The sequence below is a fragment of the Streptomyces sp. NPDC042100 genome (assembly GCF_055582325.1).
This window is the reverse complement of sequence record NZ_JBVJDK010000020.1, coordinates 71697-97954: the sequence shown is the minus strand read 5'-3', so window position 1 is coordinate 97954 and position 26258 is coordinate 71697. Positions and strand designations below refer to the sequence as shown.

Here is a 26258-nt window from a genome sequence, read left to right as displayed (position 1 = left end):
ACGGCACCCCCGACCTCCTGTGGCGCAGCCTCGACTCCGGCACCATCTACATCCGCCACGGCAAGCCCGGCACCGTCACCGGAAGCGTCGACATCGACTCCCTCAAGACCGCCGCCGCGTCTCGCGAGGGTGTCGACACCTCCTACGGCACCGGCTGGACCACCACCAACATCACGGCGGTCATCGGTATCCCCGACGTCAACGGCGACAAGATCCCGGACCTGTGGGTCCGCTCCGGAGCCGACGGCACCATGAAGGTCTACCACCCCTCCACCACCAACACCGGAGGCCCCGTCAAGACGGTCCTGTCAGCGAACTGGGCCGGCATCAAGTCCTTCGGCTGATCACCGACCGGACAACCCGCGTCACCCACTCAGCGAGCCCCCGGCGCCTCACGGCGCCGGGGGCTCGCCCCGTCGCGGCTGAGGTCAGAGCCCCAGGACGCGGACGGCGTTCTCCTTCAGGATGAGGGGGCGGGCCTCCGGCCCGATGGCGAGGGCATCGAAGTCGGCGAGCCAGCGGTCGGGGGTGACGACCGGAAAGTCCGAGCCGAAGAGCACCTTGTGGCGGAGGAAGGAGCCGGCGGCCTTGACGAGCTGCGGCGGGAAGTACTTCGGGGACCAGCCGGACAGGTCGATGAACACGTTGGCCTTGTGTGTGGCCATGGAGATGGCCTCGTCCTGCCAGGGCACCGACGGGTGGGCCAGCACGACGGTCAGGCCGGGGAAGTCGGCGGCCACGTCGTCGAGGAGCATCGGGTCCGAGTAGCGCAGCTTGATGCCGCGCCCGCCCGGCAGTCCCGCGCCGATGCCGGTCTGGCCGGTGTGGAAGAGGGCCGGGACGCCGAGTTCCTGGAGGGCCTCGTAGAGCGGGTAGTGCTCGGGGTCGTTCGGGGCGAAGGCCTGGAGGCTCGGGTGGAACTTGAAGCCGCGCACCCCGTGGTCGAGGACCAGCGAGCGGGCACGGGCGACGGCGTCGGGGCGGTGCGGGTCGACCGAGCCGAACGGGACGAGGACGTCCGGGTGGTCGGCCGCCGCGCGGGCGATCTCCTCGCTGGACAGGGCCGGGTGGCCGAGGCCGGTGGAGGCGTCCACGGTGAAGATCACGGCGCCCATCCGGCGCTCGCGGTAGTGGGCGGCGATCGCTTCGACGGTGGGGGTGCGGTCCTGGCCGGCCTTGAAGTAGGCGGCGGAGGCGTCCATGAGTTCGGCGTCGAGCGCGAGGTGTCCGTGGGCGTCCTGCTCTACGTGGACGTGGAAGTCGATCGCGGTCAGGTCGGCGGGGTTCATCGGGGTGCTCACAGGTGGTCAGTCCGGTTCTTGGCGTCGAGGAGAAGGGCGAGGAGCGCGTCGCGTTCCGCGACGAGGTCGGGCAGGGGCGTTCCGGTCAGCTCCTCGGCCACGCCCCGCTCGATCGAGCGGGCCAGCTCGGGGGTGAGGCGGGGCGTGCCGAGGTCGGCCCACCACTCCTCCATGGGCGGGCCGAGGTGTTCCAGTACGTGGGCGATGCCGCCCGGTCCTCCGGAGAGGTGCTGGTTGAGGAAGGGGCCGAGGAGCGCCCAACGCAGGCCGGGGCCGTGGGCGATGGCCGTGTCGATGTCGGTGACGCTCGCCGCACCGCGCTCGACCAGGGAGTACGCCTCCCGCCACAGCGCGGCCTGGAGCCGGTTGGCGACATGGCCGGGGAGTTCCCGGCGCAGCCGGATCGGGCGGCGGCCGAGGGACCGGTAGAAGGCCGTGGCCGCTTCGACGGCGGTCTCGGCGGTGCGCTCGCCCGGCACCACCTCGACGAGCGGGATGAGATGGGGCGGGTTGAACGGGTGGCCCACGAGGACCCGTTCGGGGTGGGCCGCGCAGGACCGCTGGATCCGGGAGGGCGGGAGCCCCGACGAGCTGCTCGCGAGGACGGTGCCGGGTGGTGCGGCGGCGTCGAGGACGGCGAAGAGCTCGTCCTTCAGCTCGGGGCGCTCCGGGCCGTTCTCCTGGACGAAGTCGGCGTCGGCGACGGCTTCGGCGGGGTCCGGCGTGAAGGTGAGGAGCGTCTGGTCGGCGGTGACCGCCGCGCGGAGCCTGGTCTCCGCGCCGGGTGCGGGGTCGGTGGCGACGACCTCGTGCCCGTACGAGAGGAAGAGGGTCGTCCAGGAGGCGCCGATGACTCCGGTGCCGACGACGGACACCTTCACGCGGTCCTCCCGGCGGAGCCGCCCGCCCGGGCGGTCCGGGTGGCGGCGTAGGCGACGAAGGGGTCGAGCGAGTCCGGCTCGGCGAGGACGCCGACGCCCGCGACGGATTCGGGGCGGGCGCCGAGGAGGACGCGCTTCACGGGAACCTCCAGTTTCTTTCCGGTCCGGTTGCGCGGGATCACGGGCACCAGCTCGACCGTGTCGGGGACGTGCCGGGGCGACAGGGCGGACCTCAGGGCGCGGGCGACGCGCGTGCGGAGGGCGTCGTCCAGTTCCCGGGGTCCGGTGACGAAGAGGAGGAGTTCGCCGTTGCCCCCCTCGGGGTCCTCCAGGTGGACGACGAGGCTGTCGTCGATCTCGGGCAGGTCCTCGACGACCGCGTAGAACTCGGCGGTGCCGAGCCGGACCCCGCCTCGGTTGAGGGTGGCGTCGGAGCGTCCGGCGACGACGCAGTGGCCCTCCGGCGCGAAGCGCACCCAGTCGCCGTGCCGCCATACGCCGGGGTACTCCTCGAAGTAGGCGGCACGGTAGCGGGAGCCGTCGGTGTCGCCCCAGAAGCCGAGGGGCATCGACGGCATGGGCGCGGTGATGACGAGTTCGCCGAGCTCGCCGACGACGGGGGCGCCGGCGCTGTCGTACGCGTGGGCGGCGACGCCGAGGCAGGGCCCGGAGATCTCGCCGGCGCGTACGGTCTGGAGCGGGCTGCCCTGGAGGATGCCGGTGCACACGTCGGTGCCGCCGCAGCCGACGTTGAGGAGGACCCGGTCGCCGAACTGTTCGGTGACCCAGCGGAAGCCCTCGGCGGCGAGCGGGCTGCCGGCCGCGCCGAGCTGCCGCAGCCGTGACAGGTCGAACTCCCGGGCGGGCTCGATGCCCGCCTTGCGGCAGGCCATGAGGTAGCCGGGGCTCACCCCCATCAGGGTCGCGCCGGTGTCGGCGGCGAGCCGCCACTGTTCCCGCAGGTCGGGGTGGGCCGGGTTGCCGTCGATCATGACGATGGAGGCGCGGACGAGGAGGGCGGACACCAGGGTGTTCCACAGCATCCAGGCGGTGGTGCTGAACCAGAGCATCCGGTCGCCGGGCTTGAGGTCCCAGCTCAGCGCGTTGTTCTTGAGGTGCTCCAGCAGGATGCCGCCGTGGCGGTGCACGATCGCCTTGGGGATGCCGGTGGTGCCGGAGGAGAAGAGCACGAAGAGCGGGTGGTCGAAGGGTACGGCCTCGAAGGCGGGCGCCGCCGGTGCGCCCGCGTCCGCGCCGCGCGGCTCCGCGAGGAGTTCGTCCCAGGGCAGCGCCCCGGGCAGGGTGTGCTCCCCGTACGGGACGTGCACGGTGCGCCGCAGGGTCGGGAGCCCCTCCACGATCTCGGCGGCCTCCGCGCGCCGGTCGACGTCCCGTTCCCCGTACCGGTATCCGGCGACGGTCAGCAGCACGGTGGGTTCGAGCTGGGCGAACCGGTCGACCACGCTGCGGGCGCCGAACTCCGGGGCGCACGAGGCCCAGACGGCGCCGATACTCGCGGTGGCGAGGAAGGCGACGAGGGTCTCCGGGATGTTCGGCAGGTACGCGACGACGCGGTCGCCCTTGGCGACGCCGAGGCGGAGGAGGCCGGCGCGGGCCCGGGCGACCTGGTCGCGCAGCGCACCGAAGGTGAGCCGGACGGGCGGGCGGGTCTGCGAGTGGGCGATGACGGCGACGGCGTCCTCGTCGGCCGGTGTCAGGCGGCCGAGGGTGTGCTCGGCGTAGTTGAGGGTGGCGCCCGGGAACCACTCGGTGTCCGGCATGGACGTGCGGCCGAGGGCGGCGGTGGGCGGGGTGTGCGCGTGGACGTCGAAGAACTCCCAGACGGCGCTCCAGAATCCGGCGAGGTCGGTGACGGACCACTGCCAGAGGCTGTCGTAGTCGGGGAGGTCCAGGCCGCGTTCCGTTTCCAGCCAGCGCAGGAAGCGGCCGATCTCGGAGGTGTCCCTGACGTCGTCGGCGGGAGTGCTGAGTATCTCGCTCATCGGGCGTCCTCTCCGGCGGTCGTGGCGGTGACCTTCGCCGCGCGGCCGTCCAGGAAGGCCCGCATCCGGGCCTGGGCGTCGACGCTGCCGGCCGCGACGGCCGCCATGAGGGATTCGAGGAGGAGGCCGCCGGCGGGTGAGGCTTCGGCGATCCTGGGGAGCGCCTGGAGGACGGCGAAGTTGGTGAGCGGCGCGTTGGCGGCGATGCGGGCGGCGAGCTCCAGGGCCTTGGCGCGGGCGCCGCCCTCCTCGGTGAGGTACTGGGAGAGGCCCGCGGCCTGGCCCTCGGCGGCGTCGAGGACGCGGCCGGTGAGCATCATGTCGGCCATCCGGTGGGCGCCGATGAGGCGGGGGACGCGGACGGAGCCGCCACCGCCGACGAAGAGGCCGCGCTGTCCTTCCGGGAGGGCGTAGAAGGCGGAGGGTTCGGCGACGCGGAGGTGCGCGGCGGCGGCGAGTTCGAGGCCGCCGCCGATGACGGCGCCCTTGAGGGCGGCGACCACGGGGACGCGGCCGCCTTCGATCGTGTCGAAGACGCGGTGCCACATGAGGGAGTGCTCCAGTGCCTCCTCGGTGGACCGCTCGGTCAGTTCGCCCAGGTCGAGCCCGGCGGAGAAGTGGGGGCCCTCCGCGTCCAGGACGGCGGCCCGCACGTCGGGTCCCGGCTTCCGGAAGAACTCCTCGAGGCGGAGCACCGTGGCGTCGTCGAGGGCGTTGCGCTTGGCCGGGCGGCGGAGCGTCAGGACGGCGACTCCGTCGTGCAGGTCAACGGAAAGGGTGTTCAAGGAAGGCTCCTTCATTATCAGGAATCCTGAGTATTGAAGGACCGCACGGCGCCGGACAAGGGGTGTGGGCTAGAATTTTCGACAGGATTCCTGATGATGACAAGGGATGACGGGGAGAGGGTGGCGGGCATGGAGAGGACGACCTGGAGCGGCCGGGGGGCATCGCGCGCGGGAGGGGCGGCCCGGTGAAGGACGTCGCCCCGCCGTCGTTCCTGTACTCGGTGAAGCAGGTCGAACTGATCACCCGGGCACGGCTCGACGAGCTCCTGAAGCCCTCGGGCGTCACCGCGCTCCAGTACACGGCCCTGACCGTGCTCGAACGGCGGGACAACATGTCGGCGGCCGAGCTCGCCCGCAATTCCTTCGTCACGCCCCAGTCGATGTCCGACCTGGTCGGCGCCCTGCAACGGCGCGGCCTCATCACCCGCTCCCCCGACCCGGAGAGCCGCCGCCGGCACGTCATCGGCCTGACCGACGAGGGCCGTGCCCTGCTGGCCCTGCACGCGCCGGCCGTTCAGGCGCTGGAGGACGAGATGCTGGACGGCTTCTCGGCCCGCGAGCGCACGGCCTTCCGCGACTACCTCAACCGGGCCCGCGCGGCCCTCGGGTAGCGCATCCGGGCCGCCGCCCTCGCCCCTTCCGTCCCTAGGGCTGCGGCGTGCTGCCGCGCAGCACGTGCTCGGCCGGGAGCAGCAGGCCCCGCGCCGGGACGGCGTCGCGGTCCTCGACGGTCGATATCAGCCGTTCGACCAGCGCGCGGGCGATCGCGGCGAGCGGGAGACGGACGCTGGTGAGGGCGGGCTGCAGGACCGTGGACAGGGGCAGGTCGTTGAAGCCGGTGACGGCGACGTCGGTGCCCACGGCGAGGCCGGCCGCGCGGACGGCCTGGTACGCGGTCAGGGCGAGCCAGTCGTTCGCGCAGACCAGCGCGGTCGGGCGGTCCGTGCCGACGAGGACGCGCTGGATCGCCTGGGACAGGGCGGCCGGGTCGTCGTCGGGGACGCCGACCTCGAAGGCGCCGCCGGGTGCCGAGGCCGCCGCCTGGAGCAGGCCCGCCCGGCGGTCGGCGAGCCAGGGCAGGTTCGCGGCGGAGTTGACGTAGCAGATCCGGCGGTGGCCCTGGTCGAGGAGGAGCCGGACCAGTTCGGCGGTGGCCGCGGCGGAGTCGATGTCCACCCAGTTCTGGGGGCGGCCGGGGGCCGTGCGGCCGAAGGCCACGAAGGGGAACGCCGCCTCGCTGAGCACGTCGACCCGGGGGTCGTCGTGGATCACGTCGGAGAGGACGAAGCCGTCGACCTGCCGGGCGGCGATCAGCCCGTTGAAGGACCTGGCGACCGCGTCCGCGCCCTGCTCGGGGTCGCAGCGGAAGAGCAGGACGCGGTGGCCGACGGCGTCGGCGGCGCTCACCAGTGCCTGGAGGAAGCCGCCCATGAGGGGGTTGGGGTCGGCGGGGTTGTCGGCGGGGGCCGGGTAGCCGATGACCCTGCGCGTGCCGGTGCGCAGGCTGCGGGCGGACTGGTCCGGCTGGTAGCCGAGCTCGTCGATGGCCTCGGTGACCCGGGCGAGCGTGGTCGCGCGCAGCCGGTGGGGCGCGTTGAGGGCGTTGGAGACGGTCTGGCGGGAGACTCCCGCCGCGCGTGCGACGTCCTCGATGGTCACCTGGTGAGCGGGCATCGTTCCTCTGGGGGTGCTGTGGGGGCTGTGCGTGCTGCGGGGTCGCGTGCTTCGTGGGGGCGGGGTTGCGTGTCGGGGGGGCGGGGGCAGACGGCGGTGCGCGAACCGGCCGTCGGCCCCCGTCTCGTTCAGCCCTGTCGGGTCAGCGTGAGCAGGCCGCCGGTCGGCACGGTCACCGGGTTCGGCCCGGCGACGAGTTCGAGCACGGTATCGGACAGGATCTCACCACGGCAGTCCTGGACGAGGGCGAGGGCCCCTCCCGGGCGGGTGGCGGTGAGGAGGACCGTGGGGTCGGCGTCCGCGTTGGCCACGAGGAGCCGCGCCCCGGCCTCCTCCGGTACGGCGACGGGCACGGGCGCGTAGCGCCCGACGACCGTCGTGCCCCGGGCGTGCGCGCGGACGAGAGGGTAGCCGAGGTCCGGGCGCGCCGGTTCCAGGGCGCCCTGCTGGAGGACGTCGGCGTGGCGGCGGAAGACGTCGAGCCAGAAGCGGACGGCGGCGAGCTGGTCCGGGGTCTGGGCGGCGAGGTCGACGGAGATCTGCGGGACCGAGAACAGCGCGTTCACCAGGTGCACCGCCACCCCCTCGGGCGGCTCGTCGGCGTGCCACATGATCATGTCGGCGTGGACGGCGAGCGGGCCCGCGAGCAGTCGGCAGTCGACGGTCCGCTGGCGGTTCTCGGCCGGGCTCAGCGGGCAGTCGACGGCGCGGACCATGGTGGCGTACGGCCAGAGCCCGGGGCTGACGTACGGCTGGCGGTGCTCCACGATCACGTCGGGGCGCGTGCGCCGCAGCCGGGCGTCGAGGTCGGCGAGCAGGCGGCGGACGCCCTCGTGGACGGTGGCGTGGTCGGCGCCGGGCGGGGCGGGCGGGGGGTCGGCGACGGCGAAGCGGTCGATGAAGTCGAGCTTCACGCCGTCCATCCCCCACTCCTCGACGGCGCGGCTCACCGTGTCGACGAGGTGGGCGCGGACCTCGGGGTGGCGGGGGTCGAGGACGGCCGCGTCGAGGTGGGGCTCCTCGCGGAGGATCAGGCCCTTGAAGCGGTCCCAGGCCTCGTTGTGGCGCCCGATGAACGGCAGCGCGTACCAGAGGAGGTAGGCGAGGCCGCCCCGCCGGACCTCGGCGACGTGGGCGGCGAGGTCGGGGAAGGCCGTCCGGTTCGGCTCCCAGTCGCCGCAGTGGCCGTAGCCTCGGGCGCGGTCGGTGGTCTGCCAGCCGTCGTCGACGATGACGCTCCCACAGCCGACGTCGGCGGCCAGCGCGGCCTGGCGCTCGACGGCGGCGGCGTCCACGTTCTGGTGGAGGCTGTACCAGGTGGAGTACGCGGGCATCCGCGCGGCGGCGGCGACGCCGGGGTGCGCGGTGCCCTCGGCCCACCAGTCGGTGACGTCCTGGAGGGTGGCGGCGTAGTGCCGGCCGCCGAGGTCCACGCGCAGCGTCAGCGGGGGGCCGTCGGGGGTGAGCTCCTGTTCGAAGATGAACGCGAACTCGCCACTCTCCTCGACCACTCCCGCGCCCACCCGCACGGGCGCGCCCGTCTCCCCCGCCGCGGCCGTGCACAGGGCCCGGTCGCCCGTCCCGACCAGGCTGGCGACGGGCGCGCCGAGGGCGAGCGAGACGGTGCGGGGCGCGGTCCAGGAGGGCGGGAGCCAGCGGCCCGCGGTGGTGTGCGGCGTCCAGAACGCGGTGGCCCCGACACACGGGACCCGCCACTCGGCGCGGACGGTGACCGGGGCCGTGGCCCGTACCTCGATGAGCGCCACGCCGTCCGCGACCGAGGTGGCGGACGCCTGCCAGGCGTCGGCGTCGCCGCCGGGGGCGGTGAGGTGAATGGTGAGGGGGATGCCGGTGGGGTGGTAGAGGGGGGTGGGGAGGGTGCGGCCCGCGCTCGTGGTCGGCTTTCCCATCTCGTCGTGGGGGCGCCAGGCGGCGACGGGCGGCTCGGCCGCCGCGATGGCGGGATCGGTGGCGGGATCGGTGGCGGGGTCGGTGGCGGTGTCGGGGGTGAAGGTCACGGGGTGGGTCACTCCTTGGTCGCCCCGGCCAGGAGGCCGGAGATGAACTGGCGCTGCAGCAGGAGGAAGAGGGCCATCACGGGGATCGCGGCGATGGCGCCGGCGAGCAGCACGTGGGCGTAGTTGGTGGTCGAGAGGCCCTGGAGGGTGGCCGTGGCCACGGGGAGGGTGTACATCTCGGGGCTGCGCAGGGCGATCAGCGGCCAGACGAACTGGTTCCAGCCGCCGAGGAAGACGAAGAGCGCGAGCGCGGCGATGATCGGCCGGTTGACCGGGATGACGATCCGCCACAGGACGCGCAGCTCGCCGGCGCCGTCGACGCGGGCGGCGTCGAGGAGTTCGTCGGGCATGGAGCGCAGGGCCTGGCGCATCAGGAAGATGCCGAACGGGGTGACGAGACCGGGCAGGATCACCGACTGGTAGGTGTCGATCAGGCCCAGGTCCATCATCATCTGGAAGATCGGGATGAGCATCACCGCGTCGGGGATGACGAGCGTGCTGAGCAGCAGCACGAAGAACAGGTTCCGGCCGCGGAAGTCGAACTTCGCGAAGGCGTAGCCCGCCAGGACCGACACGACGACGGCTCCGGCCGTCTGGACGCCGGCCACGACGAGGGTGTTGAGGAGGACGCGGGCCAGGCCGATCGACTCCTGGAGGCCCTGGAGGTTGTCGAGGAGGTGTCCGCCCGGGAGCAGTTTCGGCGGCCAGGAGAAGACGTCCTTGTCCTCCTGAGTGGCGGCCATGGCGAGCCAGTAGAAGGGGCCGACGCAGAGCCCGAAGGCGCCCGCGAGCAGCAGGGTGAGCAGGGGGCCGCGCGTCTTCACCGGCGCTCTCCCATCAGCCGGACCTGGATGACGCCGAGGATCGAGACGAGGGCCGCGAGGGCGTAGGCGAGGGCCGAGGCGTAGCCGAAGTCGAAGTACTTGAAGCCGTTGTTGTAGAGGTACATGGTGACGGTGAGGGTGGAGTTGTCGGGGCCGCCGCCGGTGAGGACGTACGGCTCGTCGAAGAGCTGGAGGGTGCCGATGGTGGAGAGCACCACGGTGAGGAGGAGGATGGGCCGCAGCTGGGGCAGCGTGATGGCGAAGAAGCGGCGGACCGGTCCGGCGCCGTCGACCATGGCCGCCTCGTACAGCTCCTTGGGGATGCCCTGGAGTCCTGCCAGGTACATGACCGCGTTGTAGCCGGTGTAGTGCCAGGTGATGACGAGGACGACGGCGACGCGGGCCCAGAGGGGACTGCCGAGCCAGTTGACGGGGTCGATGCCGACGAGCGAGAGCAGCCAGTTCAGCAGGCCCGCGTCCCGGTTGAGGATGACGGAGAACATGACGCCCGCCGCGACGAGTCCGGTCAGCGACGGCACGAAGACGCCGAGGCGCCAGAGGGGGCGCAGCCAGACCTTGGTGGAGTTGAGGCCGAGGGCGACGAGGAGAGCCAGGCCGAGCATCAGCGGCACCTGGACGACGAGGATGAGCGCGGTGTTCTTCAGCGCGGTCCAGAACAGCGGGTCGGTGAGCAGCCGCTGGTAGTTGGCGAGGCCGGCGAACCGGGCCTCCTCGCCGCTGCCAGTGGTGAGGCTGATCCAGAAGGACGCGGCGATGGGGTACGCCTTGAAGACGGCGAAGCCCAGGACGGCGGGCATGATCAGGAGGTACGGGAACGAGCCGCGGGTCAGCAGTCCGCGCCGGCCGGGCACGGCTCGCGGGGTGGGCACGGCTCGCGGGACGGGCCGGGTGCCCGGGCGCTCCCGGACGGCGGCGGCCGTCCCGTGTGCGGGCACGTCGGGCTCGGCGAGGGGCGGGGACGGGTCGGGGCCCGGGACGCGTTCGGGTGGGGCGAGGGACATGTCAGGCCGCCTGCTGCCGGCCGGTCTGCTGCGCGAGCTGCTTCGCCGCGGCCTTGAGCGCGTCGGCCGGGTCGGCGCCCTTGACCAGAACCTGGCTCTGGGCGTCGCTCGCGAGCTTCAGGGCGCGGCTGTAGTCACCGGTGAAGTTGGTGGCGTCCGAGCCCGCGTCGAGCGATTCGACGAAGGAACGGAGGACCTGCTGGCCGCCGTAGAAGGGGTTCGGCGCGCTGAACTTCGGGTCCGCGTAAGCCGACTTGAGGGCGGGGAAGACACCGCCGGAGGCGAACATGCGGTTGATCTCGGCCGGCTTGGTGAGCGCGTACTCGACGAAGCGCCAGGCGGCCTTGCGGCGCGCGCTGGTGGCGGAGACGGTGAGGTAGGTGGAGTTGACGATGGCGCTCCGGCCCCCGCCGGGGACGGCGGCGGGCGGCTGCATCACGCGCCACTTGCCGCTCTGCGCCGGGAACTTGCTCGACAGGTACTCGATCGCCCAGGCGGGGTACGGGGCGGTGGCGAGCCTGCCCTGGCCGACGAGGCGCTTCCAGGTGCCCTGGCCGGCGGTGTCGGCGAGGAGCCCGGTGTCGTTGAGCCGCTTGATGACGGTGAGGGCGTGGACGGCCTCCGGGGAGGCGAGGGTGACCTTGCCGTCGCGGTCGAAGTAGAAGGCGCCCTGGAGCTGCATCAGGTTCTGGAAGAAGTCCATGTCCTGCGTGGTGCCGGGCTTGTCGAGGCCGAGCAGCTGGGCGCCGGTGGCGGCGCGGATCTTCGGTCCGGCGGCTATCAGGTCGTCCCAGCTGGTGAGGGAGGCGGGATCGACGCCGGCCTTCTCGAAGTAGTCGTGCCGGTAGAACAGGCCGAGCGGGTTCACCTCCCAGGGGAGGGCGCGGGTGGTGCCGTCCTTGCCCTTGACGGTCGGCCACAGCCCCTCGGCGAACGCGTCCTTGTACCGGTCGGCCCCGAGTCTGGACAGGTCGGCGAGGCCCTGGGGGAACTTCTGGAGGTAGCCGGGCAGGTAGTCGACGCCGATGTGGAGGACGTCGGCGAGGCCCTTGCCGCCCGAGGCGAGACCGACGGTGATCTTGTCCCAGATGGCGGGGTTGCCGAGGTCCTGGACGTCGACCTTGATGCCGGGGTTGTCCCGCTCGAAGGAGGGGACGACCCCGCGCAGGGCCTCGGCGGCGGTGGTCCAGCTCCAGACCGTGATCCGGCCGCTGTCGCCGTCGGCGCCCGAGGCTCCGGCACCGGACCCGCCGCCGCCACACGCGGTCAGGCCGAGTCCGGCGGCGGAGGCGGTCGTGAGGTGGAGCATCCGGCGGCGGCTCAAGTGGTGGGACATGTCGGCTCCTGGCTCGGGGGGTTGAGGGGGCTGGAGGGGTCGAGGGGGCTGGAAAGGCTGAGGGGGCTGAGGGAGTTGTCGGAGGCGAGGGCGGGACGGGTGGGACGGGGCGGAGAGGTGGGGAGTGCGGGGCGGGGGCCCGCGGCGAGCGGGCGCAGGGCGTCCGTGAGGAGGTCCGCGGCCACGGCCCCGGTGGGGAGGTGGGGCGAGAGCCGGATCCATGCGCCGCGGCGGGTGGTGATCACCCCGGCGGCTTCGAGGGCCCGGTGGACGGTGGCGGGATCGTGGCCGGGCAGACGGAAGGTGCCGATCCCGGCGCGCTCCCGCTCCCCCAGCCCGTCCAGCAGGACCTCGGCGCCGGCCAGGCGCGCCCGGTCGAGCAGTTCGGCGAGGGTGGCGCGGATCCGGGCGCCGACGGCGGCGGGACCGCCCTCGGCGAGCAGGTCGTCGACGGCGGCGCCCAGGGCCGCGGCGGCCGGGAAGTCCGGGTTGGTGGCGAGGTGCGCGGCCGCTCCGGGCAGGGCGGGTGCCGGGTGCCGCTCGGCGAAGGGGTCGGTGACGCCGGCCCAGCCGCCGAGACCGGGGAGCAGCCGTTCGGCGCAGCGGTCGCGGACGAGCAGCAGCGCGGCGCCCCAGCCGGCCCGCAGCCACTTCTGGCCGCCGCTGACGAGGACGTCGGCGGCGTCGGTCTCCAGTGGGACGGCGCCGAGCCCCTGGATCGCGTCGACGATCAGGAGACGGTCCGGCCCGAGGACCTCCTTAAGGGCGGCGAGCGGGGCGACGTGTCCGGTGAGGGAGTCGACGGCGCTGACGGTGAGGGCGGTGACCTCGGGGGTGAGGTGCCGTCGCAGGATGTCGGGAGAGATACGCAGGTGTCCGTCGGGCTCGACGAGGCGTACGTCGGGTCCGCCCCGGCCGGCGAAACGGAGCCAGGGGTAGACGTTGGCGGGGAACTCGCCCCGGGGCACCAGCACCGTGCCGGGGCCCTGGAGCGCCGCGGCGGCGGTGAAGAGGCCGTTGCTGGTGGACGGGACGAGGGCGAGCTCGTGCGGTTCGGCGCCGAGGAGCCGGGCGCCCGAGGCGCGGGCCGCGTCGCTGAGGGCGAAGAGCCGGTCGAGCTCGGCGGGACCCGCGCGGCGCGCGAGGGCGACGGCGGCGGCGGACGCGGCGACGGCCTCGGGGGCGAGGGGGCCCACCCTGGCGTAGTCGAGGTAGCCGGGCACGGGCCCGCCGTCCGCCTCGCGGGTCGTCTCGCGGGTCGCCCCGCAGTCCGTCCCGTCGTCGGGGCCGGGTCCGGGGGCGCGGCGGGATCCCTGAATTTGATCGTTCAAAAAACAGCCCTCACGAAGCTACTCCTGTGCCATCTCCGGGATTTGAAGGTTCAGATTAGAGAGAGGCGGGTCACCCGACAAGAGGTCGGACGAAGCCGATCCGAGCCACGGAACCGAGAAGCGCCGCCAGGGCACCGAGGCGGCCCGCCGGCCCGCGGTCCGCCTACGATCGGGGCATGACGACGACTGACGGCTCGCGCTGGTCCCTGTACTCCCGGAACTCGTTCCTCTCGATCGGGTCCGTCGGCTCGACGCTGTCGATCGGTTCGGTGGGCTCGTTCCTGTCCGTGGGCTCGATCGGTTCGGCCGCGTCCGCCCTCTCGGTCGGGTCGTGGGCGAGCCTCGGTTCGCTGCTGTCCGCCGAGTCCCGCTGGTCGGCCCTCTCGTGGCGCTCCCGCCGGGGGGTGATGGCCGCCGGAGGCACGGCCCTGACGCTGTCCCTGGCGACGGCCCTGGTCCTCGCCCGGCGGGACGGCACGGACTGAGCCGGCTCACCGTCCGCCGTCGGTGAACACCGCCCCGGGCGGGCGCCCGGGTCACTAGCGTCGGGCCGCATGACGACGGTCACCACGCGCACGGTCGAGTACCGGGCGGACGGACTGACGATGGTCGGCCACCTCGCACTCCCGGCCGGTGCCGGACCGCGGCCCGCGGTCCTGGTCGGGCCCGAGGGGATGGGGCTCAGCGATGTGGAGCGGCGGCGGGCCGAGGCGCTGGCCGAACTGGGGTACGCGGCGCTTGCCTTCGACCTCCACGGCGGGCGGTACCTGGCGGACCCGGAGGACATGCTGGCCCGCTGTCTGCCGCTGCTCGCCGATCCCGGCCGGATGCGCGCGATCGGCCACGCCGCGCTCGACGTGCTCCGCGCCGCCTCAGCGGCCGATCCCGACCGGATCGCCGCCCTCGGGTACGGCACCGGGGGCGCGGTCGCGCTGGAGCTCGGCCGGGACGGCGTCGGCCTGCGGGGGATCGCGACGGTCAACGCCCTGACCACGGGCTGGCCGGGCGAGGCCGCACGGATCCGCTGCCCGGTGTGGGCGGGGGTCGGGTCGGAGGACCCGATCATGCCGCCCGCGCAACGGGCGGCGTTCGCCGAGGAGATGCGGGCGTCGGGCGTCGACTGGCGCCTCGTGGTGTACGGAGGGGCCCTGCACGGCTTCCACCACCCGACGGTCGGCCACGCCACACCGCCCGGCGTCGGCTACCACCCCCTGCACGCGCGGCGGGCCTGGCGCGACGTCGTCGCCTTCCTCGACGAATGCCTGCCCGTCGCGGAGTGATCCGGCCGCTTCCGCCCATGCCCGCCGCCCACGCCCCATCCCCTCGCGCGGTGCACCTCGCCCCACCCACCTGAAGGCGGGAACCCGCTCCCCGGTGTCGGCGGCCCTGTCGCGGGTCAGACCGCGCCCGTGCGGCTGCGGAGTTCCGTGAGGCGGCGGAGGGCCGACTGGCGTTCGCCCTGGAAGCGGCCGACGCGGGCCTGGGTCAGGGCGGTCCAGTGGTCGACGGCCGCGCGGGCGTGGCCCAGGGCCTCGTTCTCCCGGCCCTGGGCGGTCAGCTCGTCGCGCCGACGGTCCGCCTCCTCGGCCTGCCGGAGCAGGGCCGGAGTGGGGTCCTCCCCGGGCACGGCCTGGGCCGCCTCCGCGCGGGCCGCCTGGCGGCGGCGGCGCGCGGCGCTCGCGTAGCCGACGAGGCCGACCAGCGCGCCGACGAGGGCGCCGGAGACGAGCTTCATCATGAGTTCATCCATGGCGGCAGTATGGGCCCGAAGCCCCCATCTTTAGAACTTACTTCTAGAAAAATATTCGAGTTCTTCACCTCTGCCTATACTCCCTGCATGGCAAAGCAGTCCCGTGGCGAGGCCACCGTCGAACGCCTCCTGGCCGCGGCACTGGAGGTGTTCGCCACGTCCGGACAGGCCGGGTTCACCGTCAACGCGGTGACGAAGGCGAGCGGGGTCAGCCTCGGCAGCCTCTACCACCACTTCGGCAGCTTCGACGGACTCGCGGCGGCACTGTACGGCCACTGCCTGCGGCAGACGTACGCGGAGGCGCTCGGGGCCGTGGACCGGGCCCGTACCGCGCGCACCGGGATCCGGGCGTTCGTGACGACGTATCTGCGCTTCATCCAGGCGAACCCGGACGTGGCCCGCTACCTGCACGGTTCGGCGTACTCCAGCTATCTGGCGGTCGACGCCGACCGGGCGCGCGGCGTGGCGCCGGACCACTTCCCCCGGGTCGCCGACCGGCTGCGGCGCTGGGTCGACGCGGGCGAGATCGCCGCGCTGCCCGGGCCGCTCCTGGAGGTCCTGGTCGTCGGCCCGGTCGCGGTCGCCGCGCACCGCTGGCTGGCCACCCCCGAGGAGCTCGACCCCGAGCAGGCGGCGCGGGTGCTGTCGGACCGCGTCTGGGCGTCCGTACGCGCCGAGGAGGCGTAGGTCCCGGGACGGGTACGGCTCCGGCCCGGGACCCAGGCCCGGACGTAGGGCCTACGCCCCATGTGCGGGGCGGGGTCGCTGGCTAGGGTCAACGGTCATGCAGGCGACGAAGAACGCTCCCCGTGGTACGGCGGAGCGCATCCGGGACACCCTCGAACGGCTCGGCACCGAGCGTGACATCTGGCTCTCCACGGCCCACCCCGAGCACGGGCCGCACCAGGTGCCCCTGTGGTTCCTCTGGGACGGGCGCGCGGTGTGGCTGTGCACGGCCGACGGCTCCGCGACCGTGCGCAACGCGCGCGCCGAACCGCGCGTGCGGCTCGGCCTGCCGGACACCCGTGACGTGGTGCTGATCCAGGGGGAGGTGACGCACCGCTACGGGGCGGACGAGGTGCCGCGGGACGCGGCGGACGCGTACGCCGCCACGTTCGGCTGGGACCCCCGCCGGGAGGAGAAGCCGTACGTCTACCTGCGCGTGGCCCCGCGCGTCGTGCGCGCCTGGTGCGGGGTGCCCGAGCTGCGGGGCCGTGTCGTGATGCGCGACGGAGCGTGGCTGGGGTAGGGCGCCCGCCCCCGGCCCCGGCGGCTCAGGAATCCGGGTTGCGGACGCCGTCGTCCCGCTCCGTCACCTGGGCGACAGCAGGCAGAACTCGTTGCCCTCCGGGTCCGAGAGGATGCGCCAGGAGATCGTCGACTGGTCGATGCCGGGGTCCTGCGCGCCCAACGCGCGCAGGCGGGCCTCCTCCGTGGGGACGTCGCCCTCGCGGTAGGGGGCGACGTCGAGGTGGACGCGGTTCCAGCCGGCCTTGGCGTCGGGGGTGCGGACGAACTCCAGGTACGGGCCGGCACCCCGCGCCGAGCGGAGGGTCGCGTGGGTGTCCGCCACCTCGTGGAGGGTCCAGTCGATGGCCCCGTCCCAGAAGCGGGCCATCTCGCGCGGGTCCGCGCAGTCGACCACGACGGCGGCCACCGGGCCGGTGTCCCCGTAGACGGGGCGCGGCTCCAGGACGCAGAACTCGTTGCCCTCGGGGTCGGCCATGACCGTCCAGGGCACGTCGCCCTGCCCCACGTCGGCGAGGGTCGCGCCGAGGTCCAGCAGGCGGGCGACGAGCTGTTCCTGGTGGGCGGCGGAGGTGGTGGCCAGGTCGAGGTGGACCCGGTTCTTCGCCGTCTTGGGCTCCGGGCGGGCGATGATGTCGATGCAGACGGCCGCGGGGTCGGGGTAGGAGAAGCCCACGGGTTCGAGGTTGGTCACCCCGGGGCCCTCGCTGTCGATGCCCCAGCCGAGCGCCTCCGCCCAGAAGCGGCCGAGCGCCGCGTCGTCATGGGCCTTCATGTTGATCTGCACCAGTCGTGTCGCCATGTCGATCATCTAAACACCGGAGGCGCGGACCAGGCGAGCGAGTTGTCGGCCCGCGACGTGCAGGGGCTCCTCGCTGCGGGCCACCTGCGCGGTGACCTCCGCGCCCTCCAGGGCCGAGATCACGACGCTCGCCAGTTCGCGGGCGCTCTCGGCGGAGTGACCGCCGCTCAGCAGCTTGTCCTGGACGAGCCGCTGCCAGTCCCGCAGGGCGTCGCCGCACGCCCGCTGGATCTCCGAGTCGGTGCCGAGGGTCTCCAGGGCCGCCGCGGTGACGGGGCAGCCGTCGATCCAGCCCGACTCCCGCAGCTCCTCGGCGAGGCGCCGGGAGCAGGCCAGGATCGCCTCCGCCGGCTCCTCCTCGCTCTCCAGCGCCGTCCGCAGCAGCGAGCCGAACTCCTCGCTGCTGTGCCGGATCGCGGCGACGGCGACGGTCTCCTTCCCGCCCGGGAAGAAGTGGTAGACGGAGCCCAGGGTGGCGTCGGCCTCCTGGGCGATCTGCTTGATGCCCGTACCGACATAGCCCTGGCGCTGCAGGAGTCGCGCGGCGGCGACGACGATCCGGTCCCGTGTGCTGGTCTGCATGGTCCCAGCGTATCCGGCGACTAAGTAGAGCGCTCGTTCTAGAACCGTGCTACGTTCTTGCCACGCACTAAATAGAGCGTTCGTTTTAGAGCGCACGCCGTGTGGGCTCACCGGCGTGCGCTCCCCCGACACGCAGAGTGGAGATCGTCATGCGCAGCACCGGCACCAACCGCCCCTCCGTCACCGTCATCGGCCTCGGCCCCATGGGCCAGGCCATGGCCGGCGCGTACCTCGACGGCGGATACGAGGTCACCGTCTGGAACCGCACCGCGTCCCGCGCGGACGCCCTGGTCGCCCGGGGCGCGACGCTCGCGGCCGACGTCCGGGAGGCCCTCGCCGCCAACGAGCTCGTCGTCCTGAGCCTCACGGACTACGACGCGGTGTACGCCACGCTCGGCACCGCCGAGGACGCGCTGTCCGGCCGGGTCCTGGTGAACCTCAGCTCCGACACCCCCGAGAGGGCCCGCGACGCCGCACGCTGGGCGGCCGAGCGGGGCGCCGTCCAGCTGACCGGCGGCGTCACCGTGCCGCCCTCCGGCATCGGCCAGGCGGAGTCCTCGACCTTCTACAGCGGTCCCCTGGACGCCTTCGAGAAGCACCGGCCGGCCCTGGAGGTCATCACCGGCCGGACCGACCACCGGGGGGAGGACCCTGGCCTCGCCGCGCTCATGTACCAGATCGGCATGACCATGTTCTGGACGTCGATGCTGAGCTACCTTCAGGCCGTCGCCCTCGCCGACGCCAACGGCCTCAAGGCGGCGGACATCCTCCCGCACGCCGTGGAGACCGCGCAGTCGCTCCCCGGCTTCTTCTCCTTCTACGCCGAGCGCCTCGACGGGGCGCGGCACACCGGCGACGTGGACCGGCTCGCCATGGGCACGGCCAGCGCCGAGCACGTCCTGCACACCCACGCGGACGCGGGCGTCGACACCACGCTGCCGGCTGCGGTCGTCGAGCTGTTCCGGCGCGGCATGGACGAGGGGCACGCGGCGGACAGCTTCTCCTCCCTCGTGGAGCTGATGAAGAAGGCCCCGGCCTCGGTCTGACCGGTCCGGGACCGGTCCCGGGGCCCTGGATACAGTTCCCCGGTGGACGGTGATCAAGAGGTACGAGAGGTACGAGAGGTACGCCAGGGGCACCACGGACGCGAGGGACGCGAGGTGCCCGGCTGGCGCGTGCTCCTCGTCGGGGGCGCGTCCGGGATGGGGAAGACGCGGCTGGCCCGGGAGCTGGCGCGGCGGTACGGCGTTCCGCTCGTCGAGGTCGACGACATCGTGGAGGCCCTGCTCGCCGTGACCCGCCCGGACCACCTCCCCGAGGTGCACTACTGGCGCACGCACCCCGAAGCCGCCGACCGGGAGCCCGGCTTCGTCGTCGAACGGCAGATCGCCGTCGCCCGCGCGCTCGCTCCCGCGGTCGAGGCGGTCGTGGCCAACCACGTGGACACGGACACGCCCGTGATCCTCGAAGGGGACTACCTCCTGCCCGGCGCGGCGGCGCCGCACGGACCGGTCCGCGGGGTCGTCGTGCACGACGACAGCGAGGACCGCGTGGTCGCCAACTACCTCTCCCGCGAGCCCGGGGAGGGCGAGCAGCGCCATCGGGCCCGGGTCAGCGTCGGCTACGGGCGGTGGCTCGCCGAGCAGGCGGCCGCCGCCGGGGTGCCGGTCGTCGCACCGCGCCCGTGGCACGACGTGGCCGACCGGGCCGCGCTCCTGCTCACGGGCGGTGCGCGGCCCGGAAAAGATCACGACAGCGGCGGCCACGGCTGATAGAACCGGGCGGTCGGGGCATCGGACGGACAGGGGCGGTACGGGTGGAGGTCTTCGCGACGGGAAGCGGGCGGGTGCGCGGCTTCCGGGCCTCGGCCGGGGTCGTGGCGGTGCTCGGGATCCCGTACGCGGCACCACCGTTCGGCGCCGACCGGTTCAAGGAGCCCCGTCCCGCGCGGCCTTGGGCGGGGGTGCGGGACTGCACCCGCTTCGGGCCGGTCGCGCCCCAGTCGGCCGAACTGCCCGGCGCGCCCGTCTGGACACCGGGTGACGAGGACGTGCTCAGCCTCAACGTCTGGACGCCGGACCCGCGCCTCTCCCCCGGCCCGCTTCCCGTCCTCGTCTGGTTCCACGGCGGCGCCTACACCTTCGGCTCCTCCGCGCAGCCCGACTTCGACGGCACGGCGCTCGCCCGCGCCGGAATCGTCGTCGTCACCGTCAACTACCGCCTCGGCTTCGAGGGCTTCGGCCACGTCCCCGCCCCGGCGGGCCCCGGCGACGACGACGGTGCGGGCCACGCCGCGTACCCGGAGAACCGGGGCCTGCTCGACCAGGTCGCCGCGCTGCGCTGGGTGCGGGAGAACGTCGCGGGGTTCGGCGGCGATCCCGACGCCGTCACCGTCGCCGGGCAGTCGTCCGGGGCCGCCTCCGTCGCCTGCCTGATGGTGATGGACCGCGCCCGCGGGCTGTTCCGGCGTGCCGTCGCCCACAGCCCCGCCAGCCCCTGCTACCCGCCCGCCCTCGCCGCGGCGACCACCCGGGAGCTCGCCGGCGCGGCCGGCTGTCCCGCCACCGCCGAGGGGCTGACCGCGCTGAGCCCCGAGGCGCTGGTGCGGGCCGGGGACGCGGTCGTCGAGCGGTACCGGAACGACCCGGGCTCCGGGTCCCGGCACTACGACCCCTCGCTCTACGCGCCCGTCCTCGACGGGGACGTGCTGCCCGTCGACCCGCTCGCCGGGATGGCCGAGGGCCGCTGCCGGGACGTCGAGCTGCTGGTCTGCCACACGACGGAGGAGTACTGGCTGCTGGACGCCGTCGGGAGCTGCGCCGAGGTCGCCACCGACGCACGGCTCCGCGCCTTCGCCGCCGACTTCGGGCTGCCCGAGGGACTGGTGGACAGCTACCGCGCCCGGGCGCCCCGCGCGCCGGTGCGCGAGGTCTACCTGGAGGTCTTCGGAGACCTGCTCTTCTGCGCGTACGCCGAGCGGCTCGCCGACGCGCACGCGCGGGCCGGGGGCCGTGCCCACCTCGCCCGCTTCGACCGCCGCCGCGAGGGCCCGGACGGTCCGGTCCGTGCCTGGCACTGCGCGGACGTGCCCTTCGCCTTCGGCACCCACCACGACCGGGCCGTCGCCTTCCTCGTCGGGGGCGGCTCCCCCACCCCCGCCGACGACGAGCTGTCCGCCCGCATGGTGCGCGCCTGGGCCGACTTCGCCCGGACGGGAAACCCCGGCTGGCCCGCCCTCGTCGGCACCGGCACCGGCACCGACACCGACACCGACACCGACACCGACCGGATCATGGTGTGGCGCGCGGACGGCGGCGGAGGCGTGCGGGTCCGGCCCGAGGGCACCCGGGTCCGGTGGGCCGGGGCGGAGTTCCCGCTGGCGCGCGCCTGAGCGCGGTCACCCTCCGGCGGTCTCCAGCGCGTCCGCGATGCCCCGGGCCAGGCAGGGGACGCGGTCGGCGGGGACGCCCGCGATGTTGACGCGGCCCGCGCTCGTCCCGTAGATGCCGGAGCGGCGGCGCATCCGGGCCATGTGCGCGGGGGTGAGCGGCAGCATCGAGAACATGCCCTGCTGCCGGGCCAGGAGCTCCGCCTGCCGGTCGTGGCCGAGGGCGGCGAGGTGGGCGACGAGATCGGTGCGGTTGGCGCCGATGCGGCGGCGCATGGCGTCGAGTTCGGTGCGCCAGGCGGTCCGCAGCCGCTCGTCCGCCAGGATCGTGGCGACGACGGCGGCGCCGTGGTCGGGCGGCATGGAGTAGAGGGTGCGGGCCGCGTTCTGGAGCGTGGTCTCGACGTGCCGCAGGGTCCGCGCCGAGGAGCCGAGGACGATGGCACAGCCGGTGCGGTCGCTGTAGAGGCCGAAGTTCTTGGAGCAGCTGACGGCGATCAGGGTCTCGGGGAGGCGGGCGGCGAGCATCCGGGTCGGCGCCAGGTCGGCGTCGAGTCCGTCGCCGAGGCCGTGGTAGGCGAGATCGACGAAGGGGACCCAGCCGCGAGCGGCGGCGAGGCCGGCGATCTCCTCCCACACCTCGGGCGAGGGACTGACACCGGTGGGGTTGTGGCAGCAGCCCTGAAGCAGGACGACGTCGCCTCGGTCCGCCGCGCGCAGGTCGGTGAGCAGGTCCGCCGGGTCGAGCCAGCGGTAGGTGCGGACGGTGAGCCCGGCGCCTTCGAGGATGGGGCGGTGGTTGACGTAGGCGGGGTCGCTGATCCAGACGGTGGTGCCGGGGCGGGTCTGCCGTACGAGGTCGGCGAGGAGGCGGAGAGCGCCGGTGCCCGCCACGGTCTGCACGGCGGTGGCGCGGCCGGTGAGGTCCCCTCCGCCGAGGACCATGGTGAGCATGGCGCGGTTGAACTCCGCGTTGCCGGAGAGGCCGAGGTACTCCTTGGATCCGGAGCGTTCGGCCAGGCGTATCTCCGCCTCCTTGACCGCGGCCATGACGGGGGTGGTCCCGGTGTGGTCGCGGTAGACGCCGAGGACCAGGTTGAGCCGCTCGGGGCGGGGGTCGTCGGCGTACTCGGCGGTGAGGTCCCACAGCGGGTCGACGGGCGGGGCGGGCAGCAGCTCAAGCATCGGGTGAGACCTCGGTTCGGTGGTGCGCGACGGTGCGGCGGTGCTCGGTGGGGACGGGTGTGGTGGGGGCGGTGGGGCCTCGGGCGTGGTCCGGGGCCGTACGGGTCTCCCGGGTGCGGGAGCGGCGTGCGCGGGAGCTCCGGTTGGCCAGCACCACGCCGAGGGTGATGAGGGGGACGCCGATCACGACGGGCGGGGTCGGCCGCTCGTCCAGGAGGACGGTCGCGAGGAGGACGACGACGGCCGGGCTGAGGCTGCCGACGACGGCGCTGCGCTCCGGGCCGAGCCGGCGGATGGCGAAGGCGTACAGGAGGCCCGCGCACAGTCCGACGCCCAGGCCCTGGACGACGAGGAAGAGGGCGATGTCGGCGCCGGCGGCGTGGGCGAGCCCGGACGGCAGGACGCCGGTGAGGGTCAGCAGCGCGATGACGGCGAGGGAGGGCAGGCAGAGCAGGCCGATGGAACCGACGGGGTCGAGGTCCACTTCGCGCAGGCCCACGGTGTAGAGCGCCCAGAGTCCGCTGGCGACGAGCAGGGTGCCGGTGCCGAGCAGGACGTCCGCGTCGAAGGCGGTGAGATGGCGTGAGACCAGGGCCGCGACGCCCGCCACGATGAGCACGAGTCCGGCGGCCTGGGTGCCGCGCGGGGCGGGCCTGCCGGCGGCGGCCATGAGGGCGGAGACGAACAGCGGGACCATGCCGGGCACGATGGCGCCGACGAAGGCGGCGGAGGTCAGTGATCCGCCGTACATCGCGGCGAGGAAGAACGGGACCCCGGCCCCGCAGACGATCTTCACCGCCGGGCCCGGCCGGACGGCGGCCAGCCGTCGTCTGCGCCGCCACAGGGCGGGGGCCAGGACGACGAGGGGGACGCCGAAGCGCAGCATGGCGGCGTCGGCGGGCAGCAGGGTGGAGGCGGCGAGGGCGCGGGCGCTCAGCGCGAACGCGGCCCAGATCGCGACCGTGAGCAGCAGGGCGGCCATGCCGACGGCCCGTGGGGAGAGTCCGGAGAGTCCGGAGAGTCCGGACGGGGCGCGCGGGGCGGGCGGGTCCGCCGCCGCCCGGTCCTCGGTCGTTCGGGGCGCGGCCATGTGGTGGTTCCTCCCGCTCGGAGACGTCGGTGACGTCGGAGCCGTACCGGCGGAACCGTCGTTCGAATTCCCCCTGATGAGCAACCGTAGGGCTTGACGGCGGGCAGATGATTGCTAGTTCTGCCCTCTGAACTTAGCCTGGGGGCAGAATCTGCCAAGGAGTGACGATGGACGCCGTGGACTTCCAGATCATCCACGAGTTGCAGGCCGACGGGCGCCTGTCGAACCAGGACCTCGCGGACCGGATCCGGCTCTCCCCCTCCCCCTGTCTGCGCCGGGTCCGGCGGCTGGAGGAGGCGGGCCTGATCAGCGGCTACACGGCGACCGTCGACCAGGTGGCGTTCGGGCTGCCGATCACCGTCTTCGTCCGGATCCGGCTGGACCGCCACAACGCCGAGGCCGTGAACGTGTTCGAGGAGCACGTCGGGCTCATCGACCACATCCAGGACTGTTATCTGATGGCGGGCAGCAGCGACTACCTGCTCCGCGTGGTGATCGAGAGCCTTGAGGCGTACGAGGCGCTGGTGCGCACGCGGATCCACGCCATCCCCGGTATCGCGTCGATCGAGTCCAGCTTCGCCTTCGGCAGCGTGAAGCAGTCCCGGGTCTACCCCCGCCCGCAGGCTCCGTCGCGCTGACGTGCTGACGTGCTGACGCGAGGTCAGCGGTCCCCGGTCCGGCGCGGCGTCCCCACCTCGGGTGGGGACGCCGCGCGGCGGGTCAGCGGGTGCGGTCGAGCACGTGGGTGAAGAGCGCGTCCAACCGCCGGGACGCGACCGGCTCCAGCGGGGTGTCGCGCAGGGCGCGGCGGGCCGCGTCCAGGTGGCGGCGGGCCTCGTCGCGGGTCGCGGCGCGGCCGCCGGCCTCCGCCACGAGCGCGGCGACGCGCGCGGCGCCCTCGTCGTCGAGCGACCGGGGGGCGGCGAGCAGCGCGAGCAGCTCGCGGGCGGTCTCGCCGCCGCCGGACAGCGCGACCAGCAGCGGGTGGGTCTTCTTGCCCCGGCGCGGGTCGGCGTGCACGGGTTTGCCGGTGAGCTCGGGGTCGCTCCACATGCCGAGGATGTCGTCGACGGCCTGGAAGGCGACGCCGAGGTGGCGTCCGGCGCGGTCGAGGGCGGTCACGGTCCGGTCGGGGGCGCCGCCGAGCAGCGCGCCGAGGGCGAGGGCGCAGCCGAGCAGGGAGCCCGTCTTGCGCTCGGCCATCGTGCGGTACTGCGCGGGGGTGACGGCGTCGGGGCCGCGCCAGGGGCGGTCCTCGAAGCGCAGGTCCTCGGCCTGGCCGGAGACCAGGTCGTCGAGGGTGCCGCACAGGCGCCGGACGGCGGCCCCGGTGTGCGGGCCGGGGGCCTCGGCGAGGACGCCGACGGCCCGCGCGTGGAGCGCGTCGCCCGCGAGGACGGCCGGGCCGGTCCCGTACGCCTTCCAGACGGCGGGGCGCCGGCGGCGCAGGGCGTCGGCGTCCATGATGTCGTCGTGGAGGAGCGAGAAGGTGTGGACGAGTTCGACCGCGACGGCCGCCGGGACGGCCTCGGCCGGGTCGGCGCCGACGGCTTCCGCCCCCAGTAAGGCGAGGGCCTGGCGCACGCCCTTGCCCTCGGACCCGCCCGGTTCGGGACGCCCGTCGGGGCCGGCCCAGCCCAGCGCGTAGGCGGCCATCTCGCCGGTCCAGGGATGCAGTCGCCCGATGGCCTCGACGAGCGCGGGCCGGACCCGTTCGCGGCAGCGCTCCAGGACCTCGGCGAGGTCGGCGGCGGGCGGGGGGACGGCGCGGACGACGGCGAGCGGCGGGGGCTGCGCGCCGGACGGTGCCGCCCCGAGCGGGGTCGGGAGCGCCGTCAACGCAGGGCCTCCACGTCGGCGGCGCGCAGGGCCCGTTCGCCGACCTCGGGCAGGACCGCCGCCGCCGGACCGTCCTCGGGCAGCGGGCCGACGCCGAGTTCCGCGGCGGCCTTGTCCACCATGTCGCGGGCGTGCCGGAGCCCGATCCGGTCCAGCGTCGCCCGCAGTTCGGCGAGGTCGGCGGCGGTCCGCCCGGCGTCGCGGCCGAGCCGTGCCTCGGACTTCACCAGGCCCAGCCGCGCGAGCGCGGTGCCGCGCGGCTCCTCCATGCCGAGGAACTCCTCCAGCGCCTGCGCGTACAGGTCCCGGGCCTGGTCGTAACGGGCCGCGCGGTAGAGCACGTTGCCGCGCATCTTGTGGTTGTAGGCCAGCGCGCCGGCCAGGCGTATCTCCTGGCAGGCGGTCTCGGCCCGCGAGAGCAGCTCCAGGGCCCGCTCCACGTCCCCGTCCCGTACGGACACCACGTCGGCGATGCCGCGCAGCGCCCAGGCCCAGCCGCGCCGGTCCTCTGCGCGCGAGGCGGTCTCGGCCGCCTCCTCGAACAGGGCGAGGGCCTTGTCGTAGTCGCCGGTGTTGCGGTGCATCTGCGCGATGCCCTCCAGCGCCCACACCGTGTGGCGGGCCTCGCCTCGGCGGCGGGCCTCCGCGAGGAGCTGCTCGTGGAGCCGGCCGACGGCCTCGTAGTCGCCCTGGATGCGCCCGGTCTCGGCGAGCCCCGCCAGCGAGTAGCCGCGCACGACGACGTCGCCGCCGCGCTCGCCCATCTCGGCCGCGAGCCCCAGCAGCCGGTACGCGAGCCGGAGCGCGCCGCGCTGCCGGGCGAGGGTGCCGCCGCTCCACAGCGCCCAGGCCATCGCGCCCTGGTGTCCGGCCGAGCGGGCGGCCCGGTAGCTGGCCTTCCACGCCCGGTCGGACTCCTCTGTCCGGCCGAGCCTGCGGCAGGCCTCGGCGACCGCGAGTCCGCAGCGCGCCACCTCCGCGAGGTCTCCGGCCAGCTCCGCCGCGCGGAGCTCCTCGACGCCCTTGGCCAGCACCTCGGGCAGGGAGGCGTTCACCGACAGCGACCCGAGCGCCCCCTGATACTCCGGCGCGGACGCCTTCGTCCGCGTCGCCCCGCTCACCTGACCCGCCATGTGTCCCTCCTCCGCCGGCTCGACGATCAAGCCGGCACGAGGAGCTAGACGGTGCTCCCGGCGCGG

26 protein-coding genes and 1 pseudogene are annotated in these 26258 nt (G+C 74.2%); 10 read left to right on the top strand and 17 right to left on the bottom strand.

Annotated features, from left to right (window positions below; all coding sequences use genetic code 11):
- A pseudogene (locus ACZ6J5_RS32775) lies at nucleotides 1-344 on the top strand (hypothetical protein); the annotation flags it as partial.
- 84 nt (nucleotides 345-428) lie between these two features.
- On the opposite strand, the gene ACZ6J5_RS32770 reads toward ACZ6J5_RS32775, so the two are convergent.
- From ACZ6J5_RS32770 to ACZ6J5_RS32755, 4 genes are read right to left on the bottom strand one after another with little or no spacing between them, the layout of a single operon-like run.
- A complete protein-coding gene (locus ACZ6J5_RS32770; RefSeq protein ID WP_469397540.1) occupies nucleotides 429-1289 on the bottom strand; it encodes an amidohydrolase family protein in 861 nt (286 codons plus the stop codon).
- An 8-nt stretch (nucleotides 1290-1297) separates the two neighbouring features.
- The gene (locus ACZ6J5_RS32765) at nucleotides 1298-2182 is read right to left on the bottom strand and encodes a 3-hydroxyacyl-CoA dehydrogenase NAD-binding domain-containing protein (RefSeq protein WP_469397536.1); all 885 of its coding nucleotides are present in this window, start codon (nucleotides 2180-2182) and stop codon (nucleotides 1298-1300) included.
- Nucleotides 2179-4185, bottom strand: a complete 2007-nt coding sequence (locus tag ACZ6J5_RS32760; protein ID WP_469397535.1) for an acetoacetate--CoA ligase — start codon at nucleotides 4183-4185, stop codon at nucleotides 2179-2181. Before ACZ6J5_RS32760 ends, ACZ6J5_RS32765 begins: the two co-directional genes overlap by 4 nt.
- Nucleotides 4182-4970, bottom strand: coding sequence for a crotonase/enoyl-CoA hydratase family protein (locus ACZ6J5_RS32755; RefSeq protein ID WP_469397534.1), 789 nt, complete (start codon nucleotides 4968-4970; stop codon nucleotides 4182-4184). The genes ACZ6J5_RS32760 and ACZ6J5_RS32755 overlap by 4 nt, the downstream gene beginning before the upstream one ends.
- Nucleotides 4971-5155: 185 nt before the next feature.
- Between ACZ6J5_RS32755 and ACZ6J5_RS32750 the strand changes: the two genes are divergently transcribed.
- Nucleotides 5156-5581, top strand: a complete 426-nt coding sequence (locus tag ACZ6J5_RS32750; RefSeq protein WP_469397533.1) for a MarR family winged helix-turn-helix transcriptional regulator — start codon at nucleotides 5156-5158, stop codon at nucleotides 5579-5581.
- Between the two features lie 34 nt (nucleotides 5582-5615).
- Here the strand turns inward: ACZ6J5_RS32750 and ACZ6J5_RS32745 are convergent, their stop codons facing one another.
- The 6 genes from ACZ6J5_RS32745 to ACZ6J5_RS32720 all read right to left on the bottom strand — a co-directional run bounded on the left by ACZ6J5_RS32745 (nucleotide 5616) and on the right by ACZ6J5_RS32720 (nucleotide 13175).
- Nucleotides 5616-6644, bottom strand: coding sequence for a LacI family DNA-binding transcriptional regulator (locus tag ACZ6J5_RS32745; protein ID WP_469397532.1), 1029 nt, complete (start codon nucleotides 6642-6644; stop codon nucleotides 5616-5618).
- A 128-nt stretch (nucleotides 6645-6772) separates the two neighbouring features.
- Nucleotides 6773-8662 carry a glycoside hydrolase family 36 protein gene (locus ACZ6J5_RS32740; protein WP_469397531.1) on the bottom strand — a complete coding sequence of 630 codons (1890 nt, stop codon included), beginning with the start codon at nucleotides 8660-8662 and terminating at the stop codon, nucleotides 6773-6775.
- Between the two features lie 8 nt (nucleotides 8663-8670).
- A complete protein-coding gene (locus ACZ6J5_RS32735) occupies nucleotides 8671-9486 on the bottom strand; it encodes a carbohydrate ABC transporter permease (protein WP_469397530.1) in 816 nt (271 codons plus the stop codon).
- Nucleotides 9483-10508, bottom strand: a complete 1026-nt coding sequence (locus tag ACZ6J5_RS32730) for an ABC transporter permease subunit (RefSeq protein WP_469397529.1) — start codon at nucleotides 10506-10508, stop codon at nucleotides 9483-9485. Before ACZ6J5_RS32730 ends, ACZ6J5_RS32735 begins: the two co-directional genes overlap by 4 nt.
- A 1-nt stretch (nucleotide 10509) precedes the next feature.
- On the bottom strand, nucleotides 10510-11844 hold the full coding sequence (locus ACZ6J5_RS32725; RefSeq protein ID WP_469397528.1) for an ABC transporter substrate-binding protein: 1335 nt from the start codon (nucleotides 11842-11844) through the stop codon (nucleotides 10510-10512).
- The gene (locus ACZ6J5_RS32720) at nucleotides 11829-13175 is read right to left on the bottom strand and encodes an aminotransferase class V-fold PLP-dependent enzyme (RefSeq protein WP_469397527.1); all 1347 of its coding nucleotides are present in this window, start codon (nucleotides 13173-13175) and stop codon (nucleotides 11829-11831) included. Before ACZ6J5_RS32720 ends, ACZ6J5_RS32725 begins: the two co-directional genes overlap by 16 nt.
- Before the next feature lie 176 nt (nucleotides 13176-13351).
- On the opposite strand from ACZ6J5_RS32720, the gene ACZ6J5_RS32715 reads away from it, so the two are divergent.
- Both ACZ6J5_RS32715 and ACZ6J5_RS32710 read left to right on the top strand, forming a co-directional pair.
- Nucleotides 13352-13660 carry a hypothetical protein gene (locus ACZ6J5_RS32715; RefSeq protein ID WP_469397525.1) on the top strand — a complete coding sequence of 103 codons (309 nt, stop codon included), beginning with the start codon at nucleotides 13352-13354 and terminating at the stop codon, nucleotides 13658-13660.
- Between the two features lie 69 nt (nucleotides 13661-13729).
- On the top strand, nucleotides 13730-14455 hold the full coding sequence (locus tag ACZ6J5_RS32710) for a dienelactone hydrolase family protein (protein WP_469397523.1): 726 nt from the start codon (nucleotides 13730-13732) through the stop codon (nucleotides 14453-14455).
- Nucleotides 14456-14571: 116 nt separating this feature from the next.
- On the opposite strand, the gene ACZ6J5_RS32705 is transcribed toward ACZ6J5_RS32710, so the two are convergent.
- Nucleotides 14572-14925 carry a hypothetical protein gene (locus ACZ6J5_RS32705; protein ID WP_469397521.1) on the bottom strand — a complete coding sequence of 118 codons (354 nt, stop codon included), beginning with the start codon at nucleotides 14923-14925 and terminating at the stop codon, nucleotides 14572-14574.
- Nucleotides 14926-15012: 87 nt separating this feature from the next.
- Here ACZ6J5_RS32705 and ACZ6J5_RS32700 point away from each other — a divergent pair, with 87 nt between their 5' ends.
- Entirely contained in the window at nucleotides 15013-15612 is a 600-nt protein-coding gene (locus ACZ6J5_RS32700; protein WP_469397520.1) for a TetR/AcrR family transcriptional regulator, read from the top strand.
- Nucleotides 15613-15709: 97 nt separating this feature from the next.
- Nucleotides 15710-16174, top strand: a complete 465-nt coding sequence (locus ACZ6J5_RS32695) for a pyridoxamine 5'-phosphate oxidase family protein (RefSeq protein WP_469397518.1) — start codon at nucleotides 15710-15712, stop codon at nucleotides 16172-16174.
- Between the two features lie 63 nt (nucleotides 16175-16237).
- On the opposite strand, the gene ACZ6J5_RS32690 is transcribed toward ACZ6J5_RS32695, so the two are convergent.
- Nucleotides 16238-16975, bottom strand: coding sequence for a VOC family protein (locus ACZ6J5_RS32690; protein WP_469397516.1), 738 nt, complete (start codon nucleotides 16973-16975; stop codon nucleotides 16238-16240).
- Between the two features lie 9 nt (nucleotides 16976-16984).
- Entirely contained in the window at nucleotides 16985-17557 is a 573-nt protein-coding gene (locus ACZ6J5_RS32685) for a TetR/AcrR family transcriptional regulator (protein WP_469397515.1), read from the bottom strand.
- A 149-nt stretch (nucleotides 17558-17706) separates the two neighbouring features.
- Between ACZ6J5_RS32685 and ACZ6J5_RS32680 the strand changes: the two genes are divergently transcribed.
- From ACZ6J5_RS32680 to ACZ6J5_RS32670, 3 genes are read left to right on the top strand one after another with little or no spacing between them, the layout of a single operon-like run.
- Complete coding sequence (locus ACZ6J5_RS32680; RefSeq protein ID WP_469397513.1) at nucleotides 17707-18603, top strand: NAD(P)-dependent oxidoreductase; 897 nt, start codon at nucleotides 17707-17709, stop codon at nucleotides 18601-18603.
- 42 nt (nucleotides 18604-18645) lie between these two features.
- Nucleotides 18646-19329 carry a hypothetical protein gene (locus tag ACZ6J5_RS32675; protein ID WP_469397511.1) on the top strand — a complete coding sequence of 228 codons (684 nt, stop codon included), beginning with the start codon at nucleotides 18646-18648 and terminating at the stop codon, nucleotides 19327-19329.
- 44 nt (nucleotides 19330-19373) lie between these two features.
- Nucleotides 19374-20948, top strand: coding sequence for a carboxylesterase/lipase family protein (locus ACZ6J5_RS32670; RefSeq protein ID WP_469397510.1), 1575 nt, complete (start codon nucleotides 19374-19376; stop codon nucleotides 20946-20948).
- Between the two features lie 6 nt (nucleotides 20949-20954).
- Here ACZ6J5_RS32670 and ACZ6J5_RS32665 read toward each other — a convergent pair whose 3' ends face one another.
- Together ACZ6J5_RS32665 and ACZ6J5_RS32660 are read right to left on the bottom strand one after the other, a co-directional pair.
- Nucleotides 20955-22130, bottom strand: coding sequence for an amino acid aminotransferase (locus ACZ6J5_RS32665; RefSeq protein WP_469397508.1), 1176 nt, complete (start codon nucleotides 22128-22130; stop codon nucleotides 20955-20957).
- Nucleotides 22123-23220: an EamA family transporter gene (locus ACZ6J5_RS32660; RefSeq protein WP_469397506.1), complete on the bottom strand. Its 1098-nt coding sequence runs from the start codon at nucleotides 23218-23220 to the stop codon at nucleotides 22123-22125. The genes ACZ6J5_RS32665 and ACZ6J5_RS32660 overlap by 8 nt, the downstream gene beginning before the upstream one ends.
- A gap of 167 nt (nucleotides 23221-23387) precedes the next feature.
- Between ACZ6J5_RS32660 and ACZ6J5_RS32655 the strand changes: the two genes are divergently transcribed.
- The gene (locus ACZ6J5_RS32655; RefSeq protein WP_469397504.1) at nucleotides 23388-23858 is read left to right on the top strand and encodes an Lrp/AsnC family transcriptional regulator; all 471 of its coding nucleotides are present in this window, start codon (nucleotides 23388-23390) and stop codon (nucleotides 23856-23858) included.
- Nucleotides 23859-23940: 82 nt separating this feature from the next.
- Here the strand turns inward: ACZ6J5_RS32655 and ACZ6J5_RS32650 are convergent, their stop codons facing one another.
- A complete protein-coding gene (locus ACZ6J5_RS32650) occupies nucleotides 23941-25059 on the bottom strand; it encodes a polyprenyl synthetase family protein (protein WP_469397503.1) in 1119 nt (372 codons plus the stop codon).
- Nucleotides 25056-26192: a tetratricopeptide repeat protein gene (locus ACZ6J5_RS32645; RefSeq protein ID WP_469397502.1), complete on the bottom strand. Its 1137-nt coding sequence runs from the start codon at nucleotides 26190-26192 to the stop codon at nucleotides 25056-25058. Before ACZ6J5_RS32645 ends, ACZ6J5_RS32650 begins: the two co-directional genes overlap by 4 nt.
- Between the last annotated feature and the right edge of the window lie 66 nt (nucleotides 26193-26258).